Source organism: Atlanticothrix silvestris CENA357 (assembly GCF_016056295.1).
Classification (GTDB): domain Bacteria; phylum Cyanobacteriota; class Cyanobacteriia; order Cyanobacteriales; family Nostocaceae; genus Atlanticothrix; species Atlanticothrix silvestris.
The window spans coordinates 22985-39236 of the sequence record NZ_JAECZB010000069.1 but is presented as its reverse complement, the minus strand read 5'-3'; the positions used below and the strand labels follow the sequence as shown (position 1 = coordinate 39236).

The window sequence follows — 16252 nt, the reverse complement described above, 5'->3', positions numbered from 1 at the left end:
CACCTGTATCGGTGATGGACACGACGGCATTTGGAATATCGTTGAACAACTAGCCCCAAATGCACAGCGTCGAGAAGTACTGGATTGGTTCCATTTAATCGAGAACCTCCACAAAGTCGGGGGTTCACTAAAACGCTTGAAACAAGCGCAAGCTTTTCTTTGGAAGGGTCAAGTTGAGGAGACTAAAGCTTTATTTGCTCATTACAAAGGTAAACACGCCCAAAATTTTTGTCGTTACCTTGATAAGCATCGCGATCGCATTATTAATTATGAGTACCATCAAGCTGAAGAGATTTGTTCAATTGGGTCTGGGTCGGTTGAATCTGCTGTTAAACGGGTTGACCGTCGAACTAAGATATCTGGAGCGCAGTGGAAACAGGAAAATGTACCTCAAGTCCTTGCCCATCGTTGTGCCTACCTCAATGGATTCTTATCTGTTTGACCTTTCTTCAAAAAGTGAGATGCTCCCAAACAAAATTGGTTAACGAAAAAATTGCTGACCTATTTGCTGCCCAATCACTGTACCTGGATTGCTATTAACATTGACGTTCACACCTGATTCGGTACTTTGAGAAACAGAGGTACTTTGTATCTGCTGATACTTATTTACCAGCCTTTCAAGATCTTCCTGAAACTTTTTATCCCACTCGGCTTCACTCAAGACCGCAGCTTCCAGAAGTTTTGGTTCAGACTCTCTAATTTCAAGTTTTCCTTGAAATCGTTGTATCAAAAAGTCTCTAACATCTACTCCAGCTTTCTCCAACGCCCCACCAGCAGCCTTATCAATTGCCCAAAGCGCAATATTTACTGCTTGTAAAGCTAGTACAGATAATTCCATGTTAGTAGTGTTCCTTTTGATTCCAAAGTCTTTGCCAATTTATAGCACACATACATCCCGACCAAGCCCGTGCTTACACAGTAAGTTTCAACAGGGTGACTGCTGTAATAATTTTACAGACTTTCTTAAGACCTACTTCCTGACAGTTACTTATAAAAAAATCGCTCCAAATCTCCCCACAATTTGATACCCTAGCTTAAACAGATTTGAGAAAATTTAAAGCGTGGAAATTCAACTTGGGCGGGGAAAAACAGCTCGCAGAGCATACGGAATTGATGAAATTGCTCTAGTCCCCGGTAACAGAACACTCGATCCGAGTTTGGCAGATACTAAGTGGCGTATAGGCAATATTGAGCGAGAAATCCCGATAATTGCCAGTGCAATGGATGGCGTAGTAGATGTGCAAATGGCTGTACGTTTATCGCAGTTAGGAGCATTAGGCGTACTTAATTTAGAAGGTATCCAAACTCGTTATGCAGATCCAAACCCGATTTTAGATCGAATTGCCTCTGTAGGGAAAGACGAATTTGTTTCCCTAATGCAAGAACTATATGCCGAACCAATAAAGCCGGAATTAATTGAAAAACGCATTCAGGAAATTAAAGAACAAGGCGGTATTGCAGCAGTGAGTTCCACGCCCGCCGGAGCTAGTAAATACGGTGCTGTGGTGGCAAAAGCTGGGGCAGATTTATTTTTTGTGCAAGCTACAGTAGTTTCGACTGCACACTTGTCGCCAGAGTCGATAGTGCCATTGGATTTAGCAGAGTTTTGCCGTTCTATGCCCATCCCTGTGATATTGGGGAATTGCGTTACTTACGAAGTTACTCTGAATTTGTTAAAAGCTGGGGCGGCGGCAGTATTAGTGGGGATTGGCCCTGGTGCAGCTTGTACTTCTCGTGGGGTTTTGGGCGTGGGTGTGCCACAGGCAACAGCGATCGCTGATTGTGCTGCCGCCAGAGACGATTACTATCAAGAAACTGGCAACTATATCCCTGTGATTGCCGATGGCGGTTTAATCACTGGCGGTGATATTTGTAAGTGCATTGCCTGTGGTGCTGATGGTGTAATGATTGGTTCTCCCTTTGCTAGAGCCGCAGAAGCCCCAGGACGTGGTTATCATTGGGGAATGGCTACTCCTAGCCCAGTATTGCCCCGTGGTACCCGGATTCGTGTTAGTACCACTGGCAGTCTAGAGCAAATACTCATCGGCCCAGCAGGACTAGACGATGGCACTCACAATCTTTTGGGAGCCTTAAAAACGAGTATGGGCACATTAGGAGCTAAAAATATTAAAGAAATGCAGCAAGTTGAAGTTGTGATTGCTCCTTCTTTATTAACCGAAGGTAAAGTCTACCAAAAAGCTCAACAATTAGGTATGGGTAAATAAAAGAACTAGGGATTAGGGACTAGGTAATAATTAATCAAAAATAAATTTTTTACTATGCCTAATGCCCTATGACCTATGACCTATGATTTGTTACGCCACTTCAAATCCTTAAGAAAATTTTTCTAGACTCTTGACCAATCACTGGAAAAATCACATATCTAGCCTACAATAGAATATAGCGGAGACGCATGTTTCCGTTCACTCCTCACACCACACTCCGCCCGGACTACTGTTCGGGCGGTTCCTTATGTTTGTAAATAAAATCTTTAGCTTCTTTGCAAATGTACATCCTTCACTTCTAAGCTGCTGTTTTTGCTATGGTAGAATTTTCACGAAACTCAGAAATATAATTGGCAAAGGTTTTTAGGCATGTCATCAGCCGCACAAGTTACGGATTCTACTTTTAAGCAAGAAGTACTCGACAGCGATGTACCCGTTTTAGTTGACTTTTGGGCTCCCTGGTGTGGCCCTTGCCGGATGGTAGCCCCTGTTGTAGATGAAATTTCCGTTCAATACGAAGGTCAATTAAAAGTTGTGAAAGTCAACACGGATGAGAATCCTAATGTTGCCAGTCAGTACGGTATTCGCAGCATTCCTACCTTAATGATTTTTAAAGATGGGGTAAGAGTTGATATGGTCGTCGGTGCCGTGCCTAAAACTACATTAGCTAATACTTTGGAAAAGTATCTTTGAAACTCAATCGGCGCTAAAGTGCTTTGGATTAGTCCATTTGCTTTAGTTTTAGGTAAATATTTGTCAACAAGTTTGCGAGGCGCGAAACTTCGCGTCTCAAAAAAACTTTCTCCCGTGGTAAAAAATATTAAATTACCACTATTAAACTAATATGTTATTTCTGAAGAAGTAATCTCTATTCTCTCTTCTTAACCTAATAGTTGTAGTGAGAGGGGCTAAAGGTTATATAGCTTGCTAATTAATGTAGAAGGGCAATTATCTGACGATAAATTACTTTGTACTAAGTTGGCTTGTAGCTCTAATACAAAGTAGCTTAATAAATTAAGCTACTTTGTACGCTTACCATAGTTAATTATCAAGCACAGATACTTTTTTTGTGAACAAATAGCTGATAGTTGGGGGCGAAAAAATTAGGACTTAAAATTAATAAATATGCAAAGTGGTTGTAAATTGCACACCAAAATTAGGTAAAATGTAATGCCATTGTGACGGCAGTTCTCATGACCTCATCTGCGTCGTTTGACACATTAGAGTCTCTTCAAGCGAATATCGCTGAATTAATTGATCGCTTACCGACCTTAAAAAATCGGCAACTTATTCAGCAGGCACTCGCTACTATAGTGCGTATAGCTGATAATGGTATTGACCGTCTCGATTGGAAGATATTGTCGGCTTCTCTAGCAGATATGGAGCGAGGCTTTCAACTCTTTTATGACTACCGACATGTCCGCAAAGTAACTATCTTTGGTTCGGCCCGCTTATCGCCAGAAACACCAGAGTACCAAATGGCGCTTGAGTTTGCTCGCGCTGTTACGCAATTGGGATTCATGGTCATGACAGGCGGCGGCGGCGGTATCATGCAGGCGGGTCACGAAGGTGCTGGGCGAGAAAATTCTTTTGGCTTAAATATACATTTGCCGTTTGAGCAACAGGCGAACCCAATTATTGAAGGTGATCCCAAGCTGATTCACTTCAAGTATTTCTTTACTCGTAAGCTGTTCCTTCTCAAAGAAAGTGATGCTGTCGCTTTATTCCCTGGTGGGTTTGGTACCCAAGACGAAGCTTTTGAGTGCATGACATTAAGCCAGACGGGTAAATTTGGCCCTGTACCGGTGATTTTAATCGATCATCCGGGTGGCGATTACTGGCAGTCTTGGAGTCAATATATTGAGCAACAACTAGTGCAAAAAGGTTTGGTGAGTCCTGAAGACCCTAGCCTTTACACAGTGACAGATAATTTAGAAGTAGCTTGTAATGCTATTACCCGTTTTTATCAGGTTTATCACTCTAGCCGTTACGTAGGTGAACAACTGGTAATTCGTCTGACTGCCGATTTATTAGACTCTGAGATAGAACAACTTAATGCTGAATTTAGTGACATCTTAGTTAAAGGAAAAATTGAAAAAAGCCAGGCATTGCCTCAAGAAAATCAAGACGAAACTGTAGGACTACCCCGTCTAGTGTTGTATTTTAATCAGCGCGATTTGGGGCGCTTATATCAGATGATTGCCGCGATTAATCAGATGGGTACGCCTTCTGTTGAAGATCAGGCTCATCCAGAAAGAAAGTAGGTGCTAGGGGCTTATGCCATCGTTAAGGATGCAAAAAGTCCCAATGCTTTCTTGATTGTGGCTGTAAGTGTTGTAAGGAATCTTGAAGTTGCACTTGACCTTGATTTAATAACACAATCCAAACTGCATACCAACTGCTGGATCTGCACTCACATATTTGTTGCCTTTTCGCTTATATAAAATAATTAATGTTGATACATTCTTATTAAGAAATTTATGCCAATAAGTAGTTTTTGAACTACAAATATCCTATACAAGTTATAAAAAATACACTTTTGAATTAACTGTAAAATATGTAGATACAATTAAGCATTGCGGTATCTTCGCTGTAACTCTATCTTCAGGAACGATCGCATTCTATTGGGAAGGCTAAAAATACTAGTTATCATGACTCAATGCTGATTAACCAGAAAAAGCGTGTATATTAGCACAGTAAACAACGTATCACGTTCTTAAATAGGGGAACAAAACATGCTGGAATTGTTGGGTTCAGGTTTAGTTTCTCTCTGGCTAGAAATGGCTGGGGTACAGATTAAGCCGTCAGATGCTTTAGATGCATTGGCTTGGCAAAGTAGTCCTGGCTTGGTTCTTGCTCCTGATCCAAATCCAGCTGGGGTGAATACGGTAACGGAATATCTCAAGGGTTTAATCACATCGAAATTAGTGGCACAGAATCTGGCTGAAAGTCAGGGAATTTGGATGCAGTCGGGGCCGATGCTCATGGCTAATCATCAAGGTACAACACCTTTGCCTGCTGCCTCTTTAACTAAGATTGCGACTTCACTCGTTGTTTTGACAACTTGGGGAGCAGACCACCAATTTGAGACTTTAGTTAGCGCTACAGGGCCAGTTGTCAATGGTGTATTGCAAGGTGATTTGGTGATTACAGGTGGTGGCGATCCGATGTTTGTCTGGGAGGAAGCGATCGCCCTTGGTAACACTTTAAATAAAATGGGGATCAAGCAGGTAAAGGGGAATTTGGTAATTACTGGCAATTTCGCCATGAATTTCCAACGTCATCCATTGTTGGCGGGTCAAATGCTCAAACAAGCATTGAATCATCAGACTTGGACTCGTCCTGCAACTTACATATACTCAATTATGCCCAAGGGTACACCCAAGCCTCAAGTGGCGATCGCGGGTAAAATTAAAGTCGAAGCGCAACCTAATCTTCAACAAACTTTGCTGGTACGTCACTACTCTTTACCATTGCAACGATTGATTAAAGAGATGAATGTTTTCAGCAACAATGAAATGGCCCAGATGCTGGCGGAGTCAGTAGGAGGTGCGGGGATCGTGCAATTGAAAGCTGCCAAACTTGCTAGAGTCTCTAATTCAGAAATTCAATTAATTAATGGTTCAGGATTGGGGCCAGAAAATCGCATTTCCCCCAGAGCTGTTTGTGCAATGTTAATGGCCATTCAACGAGAAGCATCTGCTAATCGGTTAAATTTAGCTGATTTATTTCCTATGTCGGGATTCGATAACCGAGGGACAATGCACTCTAGACACCTTCCTGCTGCTACTGTGATGAAAACTGGTACTCTTCGGGATGTGAGTGCTTTAGCAGGGGTGATGCCTACACGCGATCGCGGTTTAGTTTGGTTTGCTATCATTAATCGGGGCCCAGGTATACCAGCTTTCCGTAAGGAGCAAGACAAGCTATTGCAAAATCTTGTGCAAAAATTACAAGTAGTCCCAGAAGTTCCTACTGCGCTCACTCCCCACTCATCTATAAACTCATTACCGGAACTAGGTGCAGCTAGTCGCAATGAAATTTTATTGAAAAGTTAGTCAATAGTTATTTGTCAACAACTGATTATTGACAAATAACTATTGGTCTGTCAAATTCATTTTGATGGTTGGCGAGACGCGATATATCGCCGTCTCTACAGAAAATTCATTCGTCAATTATTTATTGACAGACTACTATTGACGATTAACTCTTTGTTGCGGAATAATTTCTGTCACTACCCTACCGCCAGATTTACCACCCTTCACAACAATATTTTCGGTTTGTAGATTACCGACGGCTGTTTCACCAGTAAAATTTAATGGCGGATCAACTTGCCGATAAACTACATTTCCTTGCCCTTCCAATAATTTCTTGTCGAGATACCAAGTAAGTTTCTGAGCTTTGAGGGTCTGACGACGTTGTCCAACAGCGTTGACGTTCCCTGTTAAATAAACTGTTTTTTGTGGTATTTTCATTTCGCCTTGATTGGCGGTCACGTTCACATTTTCAGCGCGATGGAAGACGCGCACGGGAGAGTTTGTAGTGACAGCTTCCGTAGTCATATTCCAAGTCATAGAGTTACTAGCTATTTGCATTGGTGGATCTAGTAAATCTATTTGGGCATTTTGTTTAATAGTGGCAATTTTAGTTTTTAAGTTAACTTCGGCAGAATTTCCTCTACCACGGTCGGTAATTTGATTGTTTTTATAACGGTCAATTTGTACAGGGCGATCGCCAATCAATTTTTCTTCTTTAATTTGCCAAATCAAATTTTCAGTTCGTATTTGCATTTGGGGATCAGCGGAATTTGCTACTACTCCTCCAGAAAATTCCACTCTTTGTTCACGAGTTTTGACTCGTGCTTCTTTTGCTACTGCTTTTAATTGTTTATGTGTACCGTTGATTTGATTACGGACAATCAATAAATCTTCTTGAGGCCGCCATTCTAGTTCGTTACCCTGCAATACAATGCCATTACTAGGGTCTGTCGCAAATATTTTTCCCTTCAGAAACAGCTGTTTTCCATCTTGTTCAATATCTGCCTGTTCTGCTTTGATTTGGTAAACTACTTTGCCATCTTGGTATAGTTCACCATAAGGATTTTCCGCCTGACCAATTTGTTTTTCTTTGGTGTATTTCGCTTTTTTAGCATTAACTTTCCAAATCGGTCGCCCTACTTCGTCAAATTGCTCTAAAGCAACACCAAAAAAAGTTAAATTACTTTCTTGGGAGGATGAACCTGAATTATTTGATTGAGAAGCTTTGGGGGATTTACCCCCACAAGCAACTAATCCAATTAATAATAAAAAAGTTAAAGGCAGGTAATACCAATTTGCTTTCATGTTAAAAAGATCCAGAGATGGGAATGAATAGAAGTGGAGGAAATTTTGATTAGTTACCCCCTTTTCGATGAATTCCCTATCTCTTTGTTCCTGCCTTTTTGATATTTCATGAATCTTGGATTTCTAATTGTCCTTCACTATCTCGTGGGTCGTCCAAGAAACCCATAGCTGACAAAGGCCGATATGGATAGCTTTGACGTGGGTTTTTTTGAATGTCTTCTTTGATGGCTTCTAAATCAATATAGCGATCGCTAACATTGATTAAGCTGTCACTGGTCATTGAGCGTAGACTTACTACTTCTACGCGCACACCGCGATAGCTGACTGAATTGACCGCATAGGCCAAATCTCCGTCACCACTGACTAAAACTGCGGTATCATAGGAATCTACTAAAGCCATCATATCTACGGCTATTTCTACATCCAAATTAGCTTTTTTTGAGCCATCTGGCAGTTGTACTAAATCTTTAGCAATGACTCGATAGCCATTGCGACGCATCCACAGTAAAAAGCCTTGCTGTTTCTCGTTCGTCCGATCTACTCCTGTGTAAAAAAAAGCGCGTAGTAGTCTAGAACCGCCAGTTAACCGACATAATAACTTCGTGTAGTCAATTTCGATTCCTAGTTGTAATGCGGCATAAAAGAGATTTGAGCCATCAATAAATATGGCGACTCGACCCCGATTCTCTAAAACTTGTTCTGGCGTAAATATTGAATCGTTTTCCAAATTATTCAACATTGATGTGATACCTCAATTTTTATGCTTGTTATGTTTGATACAAAAATTCAAGTTTTACATGCTAGAGCGATTTATGATAATGTTCCGGGGCTAATCAATATTTTTCAGCCCCGTTTTTTTGAGAAGAAAATCAGAAATTGAACAAAATTCTGAAATTGAGTAGAAGATTAATAAGGACTAATCATTTTTAGGGAGATCTATGCGCTTAAAGATAGGCCGAGGTTCACCCAAGTGTTGTTTACTGGATAGTACCCCCCATTTTGCATGGGTGCAAAATGGGGCAGCCGTTACACTTTCTATTTGATCGTTAAAGTTTATTCCAAAGCCCAGCTGCTGATAAATATCGCTACTGATATTCGGAATAACAGGGGACAGAAGATAAGCTGCTAGTCTAACAGATTCTAAAACTGCGTAAAGTACTTCTTCTACTTCATGCTGCTGCCCTTGTTTATATAATGACCAAGGAGCTTGATCGTCAATAAACTTATTGCTGGCTTGCACCAATGAAAGGATAGCCTCGCAAGCTTGACTGAAAGCTAGCGCTTGGTATGCTTGCTTTACCTGCTCTCCTAAACGTAAACCAATTGCTTTCAACGGGTTTTCGACAGGAATGGCTTCATTTGCAATTGACAGTGCATTGCCAGTGCAATATTTTTTCACCATGTTCAAGGTGCGATTTAACAAATTACCTAAATCATTTGCCAAATCTGCATTCAAAACATTTATGAATCTAACTTCATTAAAATCGCCATCTTTGCCAAATTCGATTTCCTTAAGGAAGTAATAACGAACGGCGTCACTACCATAGCGCTGAACTAGGGTTACAGGATCAAGGGTGTTACCCAGCGTTTTCCCCATTTTCTGGCCATTTTTGGTCAAAAAGCCATGTCCGAATACTCGTTCTGGCAAGGGTAAGTCCGCTGACAACAACATTGCTGGCCAATAAACTGCATGAAAGCGCAGGATATCTTTACCAATGAGGTGTAAGTTTACTGGCCACCATTTTGCCAAAGCATTTGCTAAAGTTGGTTCTGCATCTGGTTCTAATAATGCGGTTACATAACCTAGCAATGCATCAAACCACACATAAAGAGTGTGTTGGGGATCAGCGGGTACAGGAAAACCCCAATCTAGATTGACTCGCGAAATCGAAAAGTCTTGTAACCCTTGATTGACAAAGTTTAGGACTTCGTTACGGCGGCTTTCTGGCTGAATAAAATTAGGTTGCGATCGATAAAACTCTTCTAGTTGAGTTTGATATTTGGATAAGCGAAAGAAGTAGTTCTGCTCGTCTCTCCACTCAACTTCTTTGTTATTATGAATAGGGCAACGGTGTCCCTCTAATAGTTCTCGTTCTTCCTTAAATTCTTCACAGGACACGCAGTACCAACCTTTCTGCTGTCCCTGATAAATATCACCTTTTTCCCAAACTCGCTCAAAAAATTCTTTGACGATCGCCTCATGACGAGTAGCGGTAGTTCGACTAAAGCGATCGTATTGAATGTTTAATAACTGCCATAAGTTAATGAAGTTGGGTACAATCTGATCACAAAATTCTTGGGGTGGTAGCCCTTTATTTTCAGCAGCGCGCTGAATTTTTTGCCCGTGTTCATCTGTGCCTGTAATCAATAGCACCTGCCGTCCCAACAGCCTCTGAAACCTCGCAATAGCGTCCGCTGCCATTGTTGGATAGGCACTACCGACGTGGGGGACATCGTTTACATAATATAAGGGTGTGGTCAATGCAAATGTCTTTTCTGTTTTATCCACTATATTCATGCAGAATAAAAAACAAATTATTAAAACGTTTTATATCTAACTTTTAACAGCAAAACTTCGCAATTATATAACATTATGATCATTTTTTCAAACTGCACCTTAATATTAGCAAAATTATGAAACCCAAAATTGTTTTTTATTACATATAATTCTAGTTAATTTCTAGCCAAAATACGGAAAATAACTGCCAATAATTATTTTGAATGCTTTTTATTACATGTATTGTGACTATAAGTACATAAACAAAAAATGAAAAAATTTAACTATCTAGATGAATAAAACATTTCTATCTTAAGACGGTCATAGTAACAGTAAAGAAATGTAAAAATTAGGTTAAGACAGACTACGATATTTTCCGAAAAAACATATTGATTAGATATGAGTCTAAATAGCCCCCTGGATTTTTCTCGTCAGTCCCTGGCGGCGCTTTCAACGCAAATGTTCCGTTATTACGAGGATCGCATTCCCCAGGATGCAAGTTTGTTAGTAGTCAGCAATCACCGTAGTTTTATGGATGCGCTAGTTTTAATGGCAGCGCTATCAAGTCCAATTCGGTTTGCTTGCCATCACTACATGGGACAAGTGCCAGTTATGCGGGAAATTGTCACAGGACAACTGGGGTGCTTTCCCTTGGAGGAAACCCAAAACCGCCAACAGAACTTTTTTGTGCAATCACAGAGACTGTTACAGTCAAAACAGATGGTGGGAGTATTTCCTGAAGGAACTGAACCAATGGTGAAATTTACCCAACCAAATCAACTAGGTGAATTTCAGCGGGGATTCGCTCATTTGGCATTACGAGCCGATGTGCAGGATTTAGCAATTTTGCCGATCGCGATCGCTTCTTTAGAAGAGGTTAATACAAATGGTTTTCCCTTACGATTGTTGAGTTTATTCGATCCTTCAGAACCTTTATTTAAACAATCTGGTTGGCATCCTCTGGTGATATATCGTCGGGTTGCTGTGTTAATTGGTCGTCCTTACTGGATTACTCCCCAACATCAAAAAAAATATCACGGTAAACAGGCAAAAACTGTTGTGGCTGAACTAACAGAACACTGCCATAGCGAAATTGCTAATTTGCTACATCAAGGTTGTTATTAGAATTTCAAATGTTAGTGATGTATTTTGCTTATATATCAAATACCTTGTTTTAATAACTTTAATTTTACATGCTTACAAGAATATATTCAGCACCAATCAAACAAATTATGTAATTACTTTTCTATAATTTGCTTATTTGTACTATCAGCGATTCTAATTGATGTGTTAGTTAATCAAAATTAAGTGTTTTTTAACTTAATTCAGACTTTGTTTAATGTTGTTTTTGCTGAGCGCGCTATGATTTAATCAAGCTTTTGAATTTACTGTTGTGCTTAAGCTCTCATGCAATACCGATGATCAAAATATTGGCTTTCATGAGAAAAACTATATAAAACCAAGAAGTTTAATTTAAATTTTACAATGCCAGAAGTTGAGTTAAAGCCGTGTTTCCTGACTCCTAAACGAGTACAACCCGATTATCCGCTGTTTGTGTATTTGCCAGGAATGGATGGAACGGGTCAATTATTGAGAACGCAAACCGCAGGATTAGAAACAGGCTTTGATGTCCGCTGTTTAGCGATCCCCCGAAAAGACTTTACCACTTGGGACACTCTAGCTAATAACGTCTGGGACTTAATTCATGCGGAACTAGCGAAAACCTCTCGCAAGTCAGTTTATTTGTGTGGTGAATCTTTTGGGGGTTGCTTGGCGATGAAAGTAGCTATCCAAGCACCGCAGTTATTTAAGCGGATTATTTTAATTAATCCAGCTTCAGCCTTTCGTCTTCGTCCTTGGTTGAATTGGGCATCTCAACTTACTTATTTGGTGCCAGAATCCTTTTATGACATTGGTGCATTAGGATTGTTGCCATTTCTAGCATCTCTAGCACGCATCTCTAGAAGCGATCGCCATGAACTGCTGAAAACTATGCGTTCTGTACCAGCTGCAACAGTCCTTTGGCGCTTGTCTTTATTGCGAGAGTTTGATGTGAGTGTAGATCAGTTACGTCGCCTCACACAACCAGTTTTACTTATTGCTGGCGCTAGCGACTGCCTTTTACCCTCTGTGAGTGAAGTGAGTCGAATAGAGGGTATATTACCTAACGCTAAGACGATGATACTACCTAATAGCGGACACGCGTGTTTACTAGAGAAAGATATTAATCTCTATGAAATTCTTAGGGATCAAAACTTTTTAGAAAGTAAATCTCAAACGTCTAAAGAGTTAGAAGTGAAAGGATAAGGCTAAGGGTGAATGACCAAATAATTATTAATTCGTAATACTTCGACTGCGCTCAGCACAAGTTCGTAATTCGTAATTAATAGTGTATGAGTCATCACCAAAATCTCTGATTTATTAGACTCAAATTCCTTAATTTTAATTATAGAAATTTCCCTGTTGCCTATTCCCTATTCCCTGTTGCCTTTTAAATTTGTGCTTGTTGGCAGATGTCAAGCCCCTCAAACTTTCGCTAAACCTAAAGAGAGGCTTTACAGGATAATGTCCAACAATGGCAGACAAACCCCAACAAAAAATAGAAGCGAAGCAATCAACTAATTCACCTTCAGAAATAAAAACCAAGACTCAACCATCAGCAGAAAAATCATCTGCATTAGAGTCTTTTGCCAAAACTGGCAAAGATTTTGTAGATATAGCTTTCGGGTTGGGAACTGCTGCTGCAAAACAAGCACACAATTTAATTGAGCAAACAACTCAAACTGTCGGCAATGTAGTCAACGGTCTGAGTGAAAATTGGCTGATTCGTAAACTATCTGGGGTATTAAATCTGAATTGGCTGGTTGGCGCTAGTGATAGTGTTGATTTAGAAAAAGCAACTGTGACGGCGAACAAGCTCAAGCAAGAACATCCCAATGAATCACCCAGCCAGATTGCTCACCGGATTATGGTTGATAAAGCCACCAAAGCAGGTGGAATTGGTTTGGCGAGTAGTATTTTGCCAGGAGTAGCGGCGGCTTTGTTGGCTATTGATTTAGCAGCAACCACAAAATTGCAGACAGAAATGCTTTATCAGATTGCCGCCGTTTATGGGCTAGATTTAAAAGATTCTGCCCGTAAGGGTGAAGTTTTGGCAATTTTTGGTTTGGCCTTGGGTGGTGGTCGGCTTTTGAAAGTAGCGGGATTAGGCTTGCTGCGAAATGTGCCTTTTGCCGGAGCTGCGATCGCCGCTAGCTCAAATGCCACAATGATTTATTCGTTGGGGTATGCTGCTTGTCGATTTTATGAAGCCAAACTAGATGCATCGACTTCACTCAATTCCTCACAAACATTGGCAAAATTAAAGCAACAAAGCGAAGATTATCTAGAAACCGCGATCGCTCAAGAAGCTGTGATGGATCAAATATTAGTTCACATGATTTTAGCCAGTCATCCCGAAAAGACTTGGGAAGAAATTTTACCAGAATTAAAAACTGTAAACCTCAGTCCCGCTTCATTGAATGCCATTGCTCAAAATATCAAATCACCCCAGCCTCTAGACACACTGCTCAATCAACTAAATCGTGATTTTGCCGTACCTTTGTTGGCTCAGTGTCGCAAAATCGCTCAACTTGACAATAAAACTACACCTATTGAACAAGAAATCATTACTGCGATCGCTTCTAAGTTTAATCTAGATGCCAATGGGGAATAAAGCATGTGCGATCACCTCTATTTTAGTGTGGTGTGCAATTAATAGACGATCGCTATAATTGTTTAGCTAACCAGTTTTCTAATTGTAACGCTGGAATATTGATAAAATGACGAGTATTGTTAGTTACTAAAAGATCTCCACGAGAACGAGCTACCGCTGCGATGACTGCATCTAATACACCAGTTAGTTTGCCTATTGGCTTTAATACCAATTCTCTATGAAGATGCATAGAATATTAAACTAACCGCCCTACGGGTTCAGCAGTTCTTCATGGGGGAAACCCCCAAGACCGGACTGCTTCACCAAGTACGCCAAGAGCGCCAAGAGTAGAGAGTTACTAATTTAGTGCAGCTTCACATTAAATTGGTATAACTCAATAATTAATAACCGTAGATAGTTAAGTTTTTCTACATAAAGTTTCACCTGTGGAAATTGACTTTCTTCTGAGAAGTACCAATCGGTAAAATAAGAAACATTAAATATATTAATTTTTATTAGTTTTTTAACTAAATCTTGATAATTTTCTAAGTCATCATTAGCAATTACTTGAGACGCACATCCCTCAATATCAGTTGTGAAAATTTCTATTTCTCCTAATAAATATAATTTTCCATGAGCATCTTCATTTCAGCAATCTCAACATCTGTATATCCGCTAAATAAAGTTTCTTCGTAAGGATCTACTTGTTGAGGCTGATTAGATTCGTCTTGGTTATTGGGATTCATCTCAAAGTGATTATGATTATAGTTAGTTTTTCTCAACTAATAACTAGTTTTAATCTACTCCCAGAATCCCAAAACACGAATTGCATTTTATGAGAGCGATCGCTTGACTTTTAAGACAGTCGCTGCCCAACACCCACTTGCCCTGAGCGTAGTCGAAGGGATGCCCCACACATGAAAAAAGAATTTTGAGCAATACTGGTACAAGCAGGAATACTTACACAAAATCCCAACATGAAAATTCAACCTAGTGACAAGCCTTTGCTAGAGTGGGCGGGTGACAGCCTAGCAATTGCATTATTTGAAGATGCAGTAGACTTAACTGGTGAATTGGCAGCTTTAAATGAAAAATTTGCCGGAGTCTTAAAAGAAATAATTACCGAAGAGGAATTTAAAGCCAAAGCCAACAGCACTATTTCCACTCGCATAGGTGCTGGTAGTGCTGTTCGCAAAGTGATTCTAGTAGGTTTAGGCAAACCAGAAGCCTTAAAACTAGATACGCTAAGACGGGCGGCGGCGGCTGTGGCTAGAGTTGCCAAAAAGCAAAAAAGCAAAACTCTGGGGTTTAGTTTTCCATTATGGAACAATGACCCAGCGGCAACTGCTCAAGCGATCGCTGAAGGTGTAGAATTAGCGCTTTACCAAGATATTCGCTTTAAGTCAGAGCCAGAAGATAAAGGATCACAAGTAGAAACCGTAGATTTACTAGGATTTAGTGGGCAAGAAGCAGCTATTGCTCGCGCCAATCAGATTGTGTCAGGGGTAATTTTGGCTCGGCAGTTAGTAGCAGCACCAGCCAATGAAGTTACACCCGTTACTTTGGCAGAAACTGCCCAAGCGATCGCTAAAGATCACAATTTACAAGTAGAAATTCTCGAACGGGAAGACTGTGAAAAGTTGGGTATGGGGGCTTTTTTAGGAGTTGCCCTAGCTTCTGATTTGCCCCCAAAATTTATTCACCTGACTTACAAACCAGAAGGCACACCCAAAAAGAAACTAGCAATTATAGGTAAAGGTGTCACCTTTGACTCTGGCGGACTCAATATTAAAGGTGCTGGTAGCGGCATCGAAACCATGAAAATGGATATGGGTGGCGCAGCTGCAACCTTGGGTGCAGCTAAAGTAATTGGACAACTCAAGCCAGATGTAGAGGTTCATTTTATCTCAGCGGCGGCTGAAAACATGATTAGCGGCCACGCCATGCACCCAGGCGATATTCTCAAAGCATCTAACGGCAAAACAATAGAAGTTAACAACACCGACGCAGAAGGACGGTTAACTTTAGCAGATGCTTTAGTATTTGCCGACAAATTAGGATTAGATGCGATCGTTGATTTAGCCACCTTGACCGGTGCTAACATCATAGCCCTAGGTGATGATATTGCCGGTTTGTATACTCCAAATGATAGTGTCGCTTCTCAGTTAGAGAAAGCCGCTGAAATATCAGGAGAAAAAATTTGGCGGATGCCAATGGAAGAAAAATATTTTGAAGGGCTGAAGTCTGGCATCGCGGATATGAAAAATACAGGCCCACGTCCAGGTGGTGCCATTACCGCTGCCCTTTTCCTCAAACAGTTTGTTAAAGAAACCCCTTGGGCGCATTTAGACATTGCAGGCCCAGTTTGGACAGATAAAGAAAATGGTTACAACGGTTCTGGTGCAACTGGATACGGCGTTCGGACACTGGTTAGCTGGGTACTAAATCAAGGAGAGTAAGGGAGCAGGGGAGCAACAAGAGGGGAAAAGGTGAG

The 16252-nt window shown here is 40.6% G+C and carries 13 protein-coding genes and 2 pseudogenes; 9 read left to right on the top strand and 6 right to left on the bottom strand.

The features are described from left to right. Window positions 1-442: pseudogene (locus I8751_RS18390) on the top strand (ISKra4 family transposase); the annotation flags it as partial. A 39-nt stretch (window positions 443-481) separates the two neighbouring features. On the opposite strand, the gene I8751_RS18385 reads toward I8751_RS18390, so the two are convergent. Beyond that, window positions 482-838, bottom strand: a complete 357-nt coding sequence (locus I8751_RS18385; protein WP_214440567.1) for a hypothetical protein — start codon at window positions 836-838, stop codon at window positions 482-484. Window positions 839-1061: 223 nt separating this feature from the next. Between I8751_RS18385 and I8751_RS18380 the strand changes: the two genes are divergently transcribed. The 4 genes and pseudogenes from I8751_RS18380 (at window position 1062) to I8751_RS18365 (ending at window position 6283) form a co-directional block, all read left to right on the top strand. Continuing rightward, on the top strand, window positions 1062-2225 hold the full coding sequence (locus I8751_RS18380; protein ID WP_214440566.1) for a GuaB3 family IMP dehydrogenase-related protein: 1164 nt from the start codon (window positions 1062-1064) through the stop codon (window positions 2223-2225). Window positions 2226-2570: 345 nt separating this feature from the next. Then, window positions 2571-2918: pseudogene (gene trxA / locus I8751_RS18375) on the top strand (thioredoxin); the annotation flags it as partial. A gap of 500 nt (window positions 2919-3418) precedes the next feature. After that, complete coding sequence (locus I8751_RS18370; RefSeq protein ID WP_214440564.1) at window positions 3419-4489, top strand: LOG family protein; 1071 nt, start codon at window positions 3419-3421, stop codon at window positions 4487-4489. Between the two features lie 471 nt (window positions 4490-4960). Further along, window positions 4961-6283, top strand: a complete 1323-nt coding sequence (locus I8751_RS18365) for a D-alanyl-D-alanine carboxypeptidase (RefSeq protein WP_214440563.1) — start codon at window positions 4961-4963, stop codon at window positions 6281-6283. 135 nt (window positions 6284-6418) lie between these two features. On the opposite strand, the gene lptC is transcribed toward I8751_RS18365, so the two are convergent. The 3 genes from lptC to metG all read right to left on the bottom strand — a co-directional run bounded on the left by lptC (window position 6419) and on the right by metG (window position 10085). Next, complete coding sequence (lptC, locus tag I8751_RS18360; RefSeq protein ID WP_214440562.1) at window positions 6419-7567, bottom strand: LPS export ABC transporter periplasmic protein LptC; 1149 nt, start codon at window positions 7565-7567, stop codon at window positions 6419-6421. Between the two features lie 106 nt (window positions 7568-7673). Continuing rightward, window positions 7674-8306, bottom strand: coding sequence for a LabA-like NYN domain-containing protein (locus I8751_RS18355; RefSeq protein ID WP_214440561.1), 633 nt, complete (start codon window positions 8304-8306; stop codon window positions 7674-7676). A gap of 177 nt (window positions 8307-8483) precedes the next feature. Further along, entirely contained in the window at window positions 8484-10085 is a 1602-nt protein-coding gene (gene metG / locus I8751_RS18350) for a methionine--tRNA ligase (RefSeq protein ID WP_214440560.1), read from the bottom strand. Window positions 10086-10463: 378 nt separating this feature from the next. Between metG and I8751_RS18345 the strand changes: the two genes are divergently transcribed. From I8751_RS18345 to I8751_RS18335, 3 genes are all read left to right on the top strand, one after another. Then, window positions 10464-11189 carry a lysophospholipid acyltransferase family protein gene (locus I8751_RS18345; RefSeq protein ID WP_214440559.1) on the top strand — a complete coding sequence of 242 codons (726 nt, stop codon included), beginning with the start codon at window positions 10464-10466 and terminating at the stop codon, window positions 11187-11189. Between the two features lie 360 nt (window positions 11190-11549). Next, window positions 11550-12371, top strand: coding sequence for an alpha/beta fold hydrolase (locus tag I8751_RS18340; protein WP_214440558.1), 822 nt, complete (start codon window positions 11550-11552; stop codon window positions 12369-12371). Window positions 12372-12639: 268 nt separating this feature from the next. Further along, window positions 12640-13779 carry a hypothetical protein gene (locus I8751_RS18335; RefSeq protein ID WP_214440557.1) on the top strand — a complete coding sequence of 380 codons (1140 nt, stop codon included), beginning with the start codon at window positions 12640-12642 and terminating at the stop codon, window positions 13777-13779. 52 nt (window positions 13780-13831) lie between these two features. Here I8751_RS18335 and I8751_RS18330 read toward each other — a convergent pair whose 3' ends face one another. Together I8751_RS18330 and I8751_RS30090 are read right to left on the bottom strand one after the other, a co-directional pair. Continuing rightward, on the bottom strand, window positions 13832-14008 hold the full coding sequence (locus tag I8751_RS18330) for a type II toxin-antitoxin system VapC family toxin (protein WP_404800439.1): 177 nt from the start codon (window positions 14006-14008) through the stop codon (window positions 13832-13834). Between the two features lie 364 nt (window positions 14009-14372). Continuing rightward, window positions 14373-14504: a hypothetical protein gene (locus I8751_RS30090; protein ID WP_263973516.1), complete on the bottom strand. Its 132-nt coding sequence runs from the start codon at window positions 14502-14504 to the stop codon at window positions 14373-14375. A 231-nt stretch (window positions 14505-14735) separates the two neighbouring features. On the opposite strand from I8751_RS30090, the gene I8751_RS18325 reads away from it, so the two are divergent. Further along, window positions 14736-16217: a leucyl aminopeptidase gene (locus I8751_RS18325; RefSeq protein ID WP_214440556.1), complete on the top strand. Its 1482-nt coding sequence runs from the start codon at window positions 14736-14738 to the stop codon at window positions 16215-16217. Window positions 16218-16252 lie beyond the last annotated feature (35 nt).

Bases quoted from the DNA above. Each gene is read 5' to 3' on its own strand.
- I8751_RS18385 (WP_214440567.1), bottom strand. From the start codon at position 838: ATGGAATTATCTGTACTAGCTTTACAAGCAGTAAATATTGCGCTTTGG.
- I8751_RS18370 (WP_214440564.1), top strand. From the start codon at position 3,419: ATGACCTCATCTGCGTCGTTTGACACATTAGAGTCTCTTCAAGCGAAT.
- I8751_RS18365 (WP_214440563.1), top strand. From the start codon at position 4,961: ATGCTGGAATTGTTGGGTTCAGGTTTAGTTTCTCTCTGGCTAGAAATG.
- lptC (WP_214440562.1), bottom strand. From the start codon at position 7,567: ATGAAAGCAAATTGGTATTACCTGCCTTTAACTTTTTTATTATTAATT.
- I8751_RS18355 (WP_214440561.1), bottom strand. From the start codon at position 8,306: ATGTTGAATAATTTGGAAAACGATTCAATATTTACGCCAGAACAAGTT.
- metG (WP_214440560.1), bottom strand. From the start codon at position 10,085: ATGAATATAGTGGATAAAACAGAAAAGACATTTGCATTGACCACACCC.
- I8751_RS18345 (WP_214440559.1), top strand. From the start codon at position 10,464: ATGAGTCTAAATAGCCCCCTGGATTTTTCTCGTCAGTCCCTGGCGGCG.
- I8751_RS18340 (WP_214440558.1), top strand. From the start codon at position 11,550: ATGCCAGAAGTTGAGTTAAAGCCGTGTTTCCTGACTCCTAAACGAGTA.
- I8751_RS18335 (WP_214440557.1), top strand. From the start codon at position 12,640: ATGGCAGACAAACCCCAACAAAAAATAGAAGCGAAGCAATCAACTAAT.
- I8751_RS18330 (WP_404800439.1), bottom strand. From the start codon at position 14,008: ATGCATCTTCATAGAGAATTGGTATTAAAGCCAATAGGCAAACTAACT.
- I8751_RS30090 (WP_263973516.1), bottom strand. From the start codon at position 14,504: ATGAATCCCAATAACCAAGACGAATCTAATCAGCCTCAACAAGTAGAT.
- I8751_RS18325 (WP_214440556.1), top strand. From the start codon at position 14,736: ATGAAAATTCAACCTAGTGACAAGCCTTTGCTAGAGTGGGCGGGTGAC.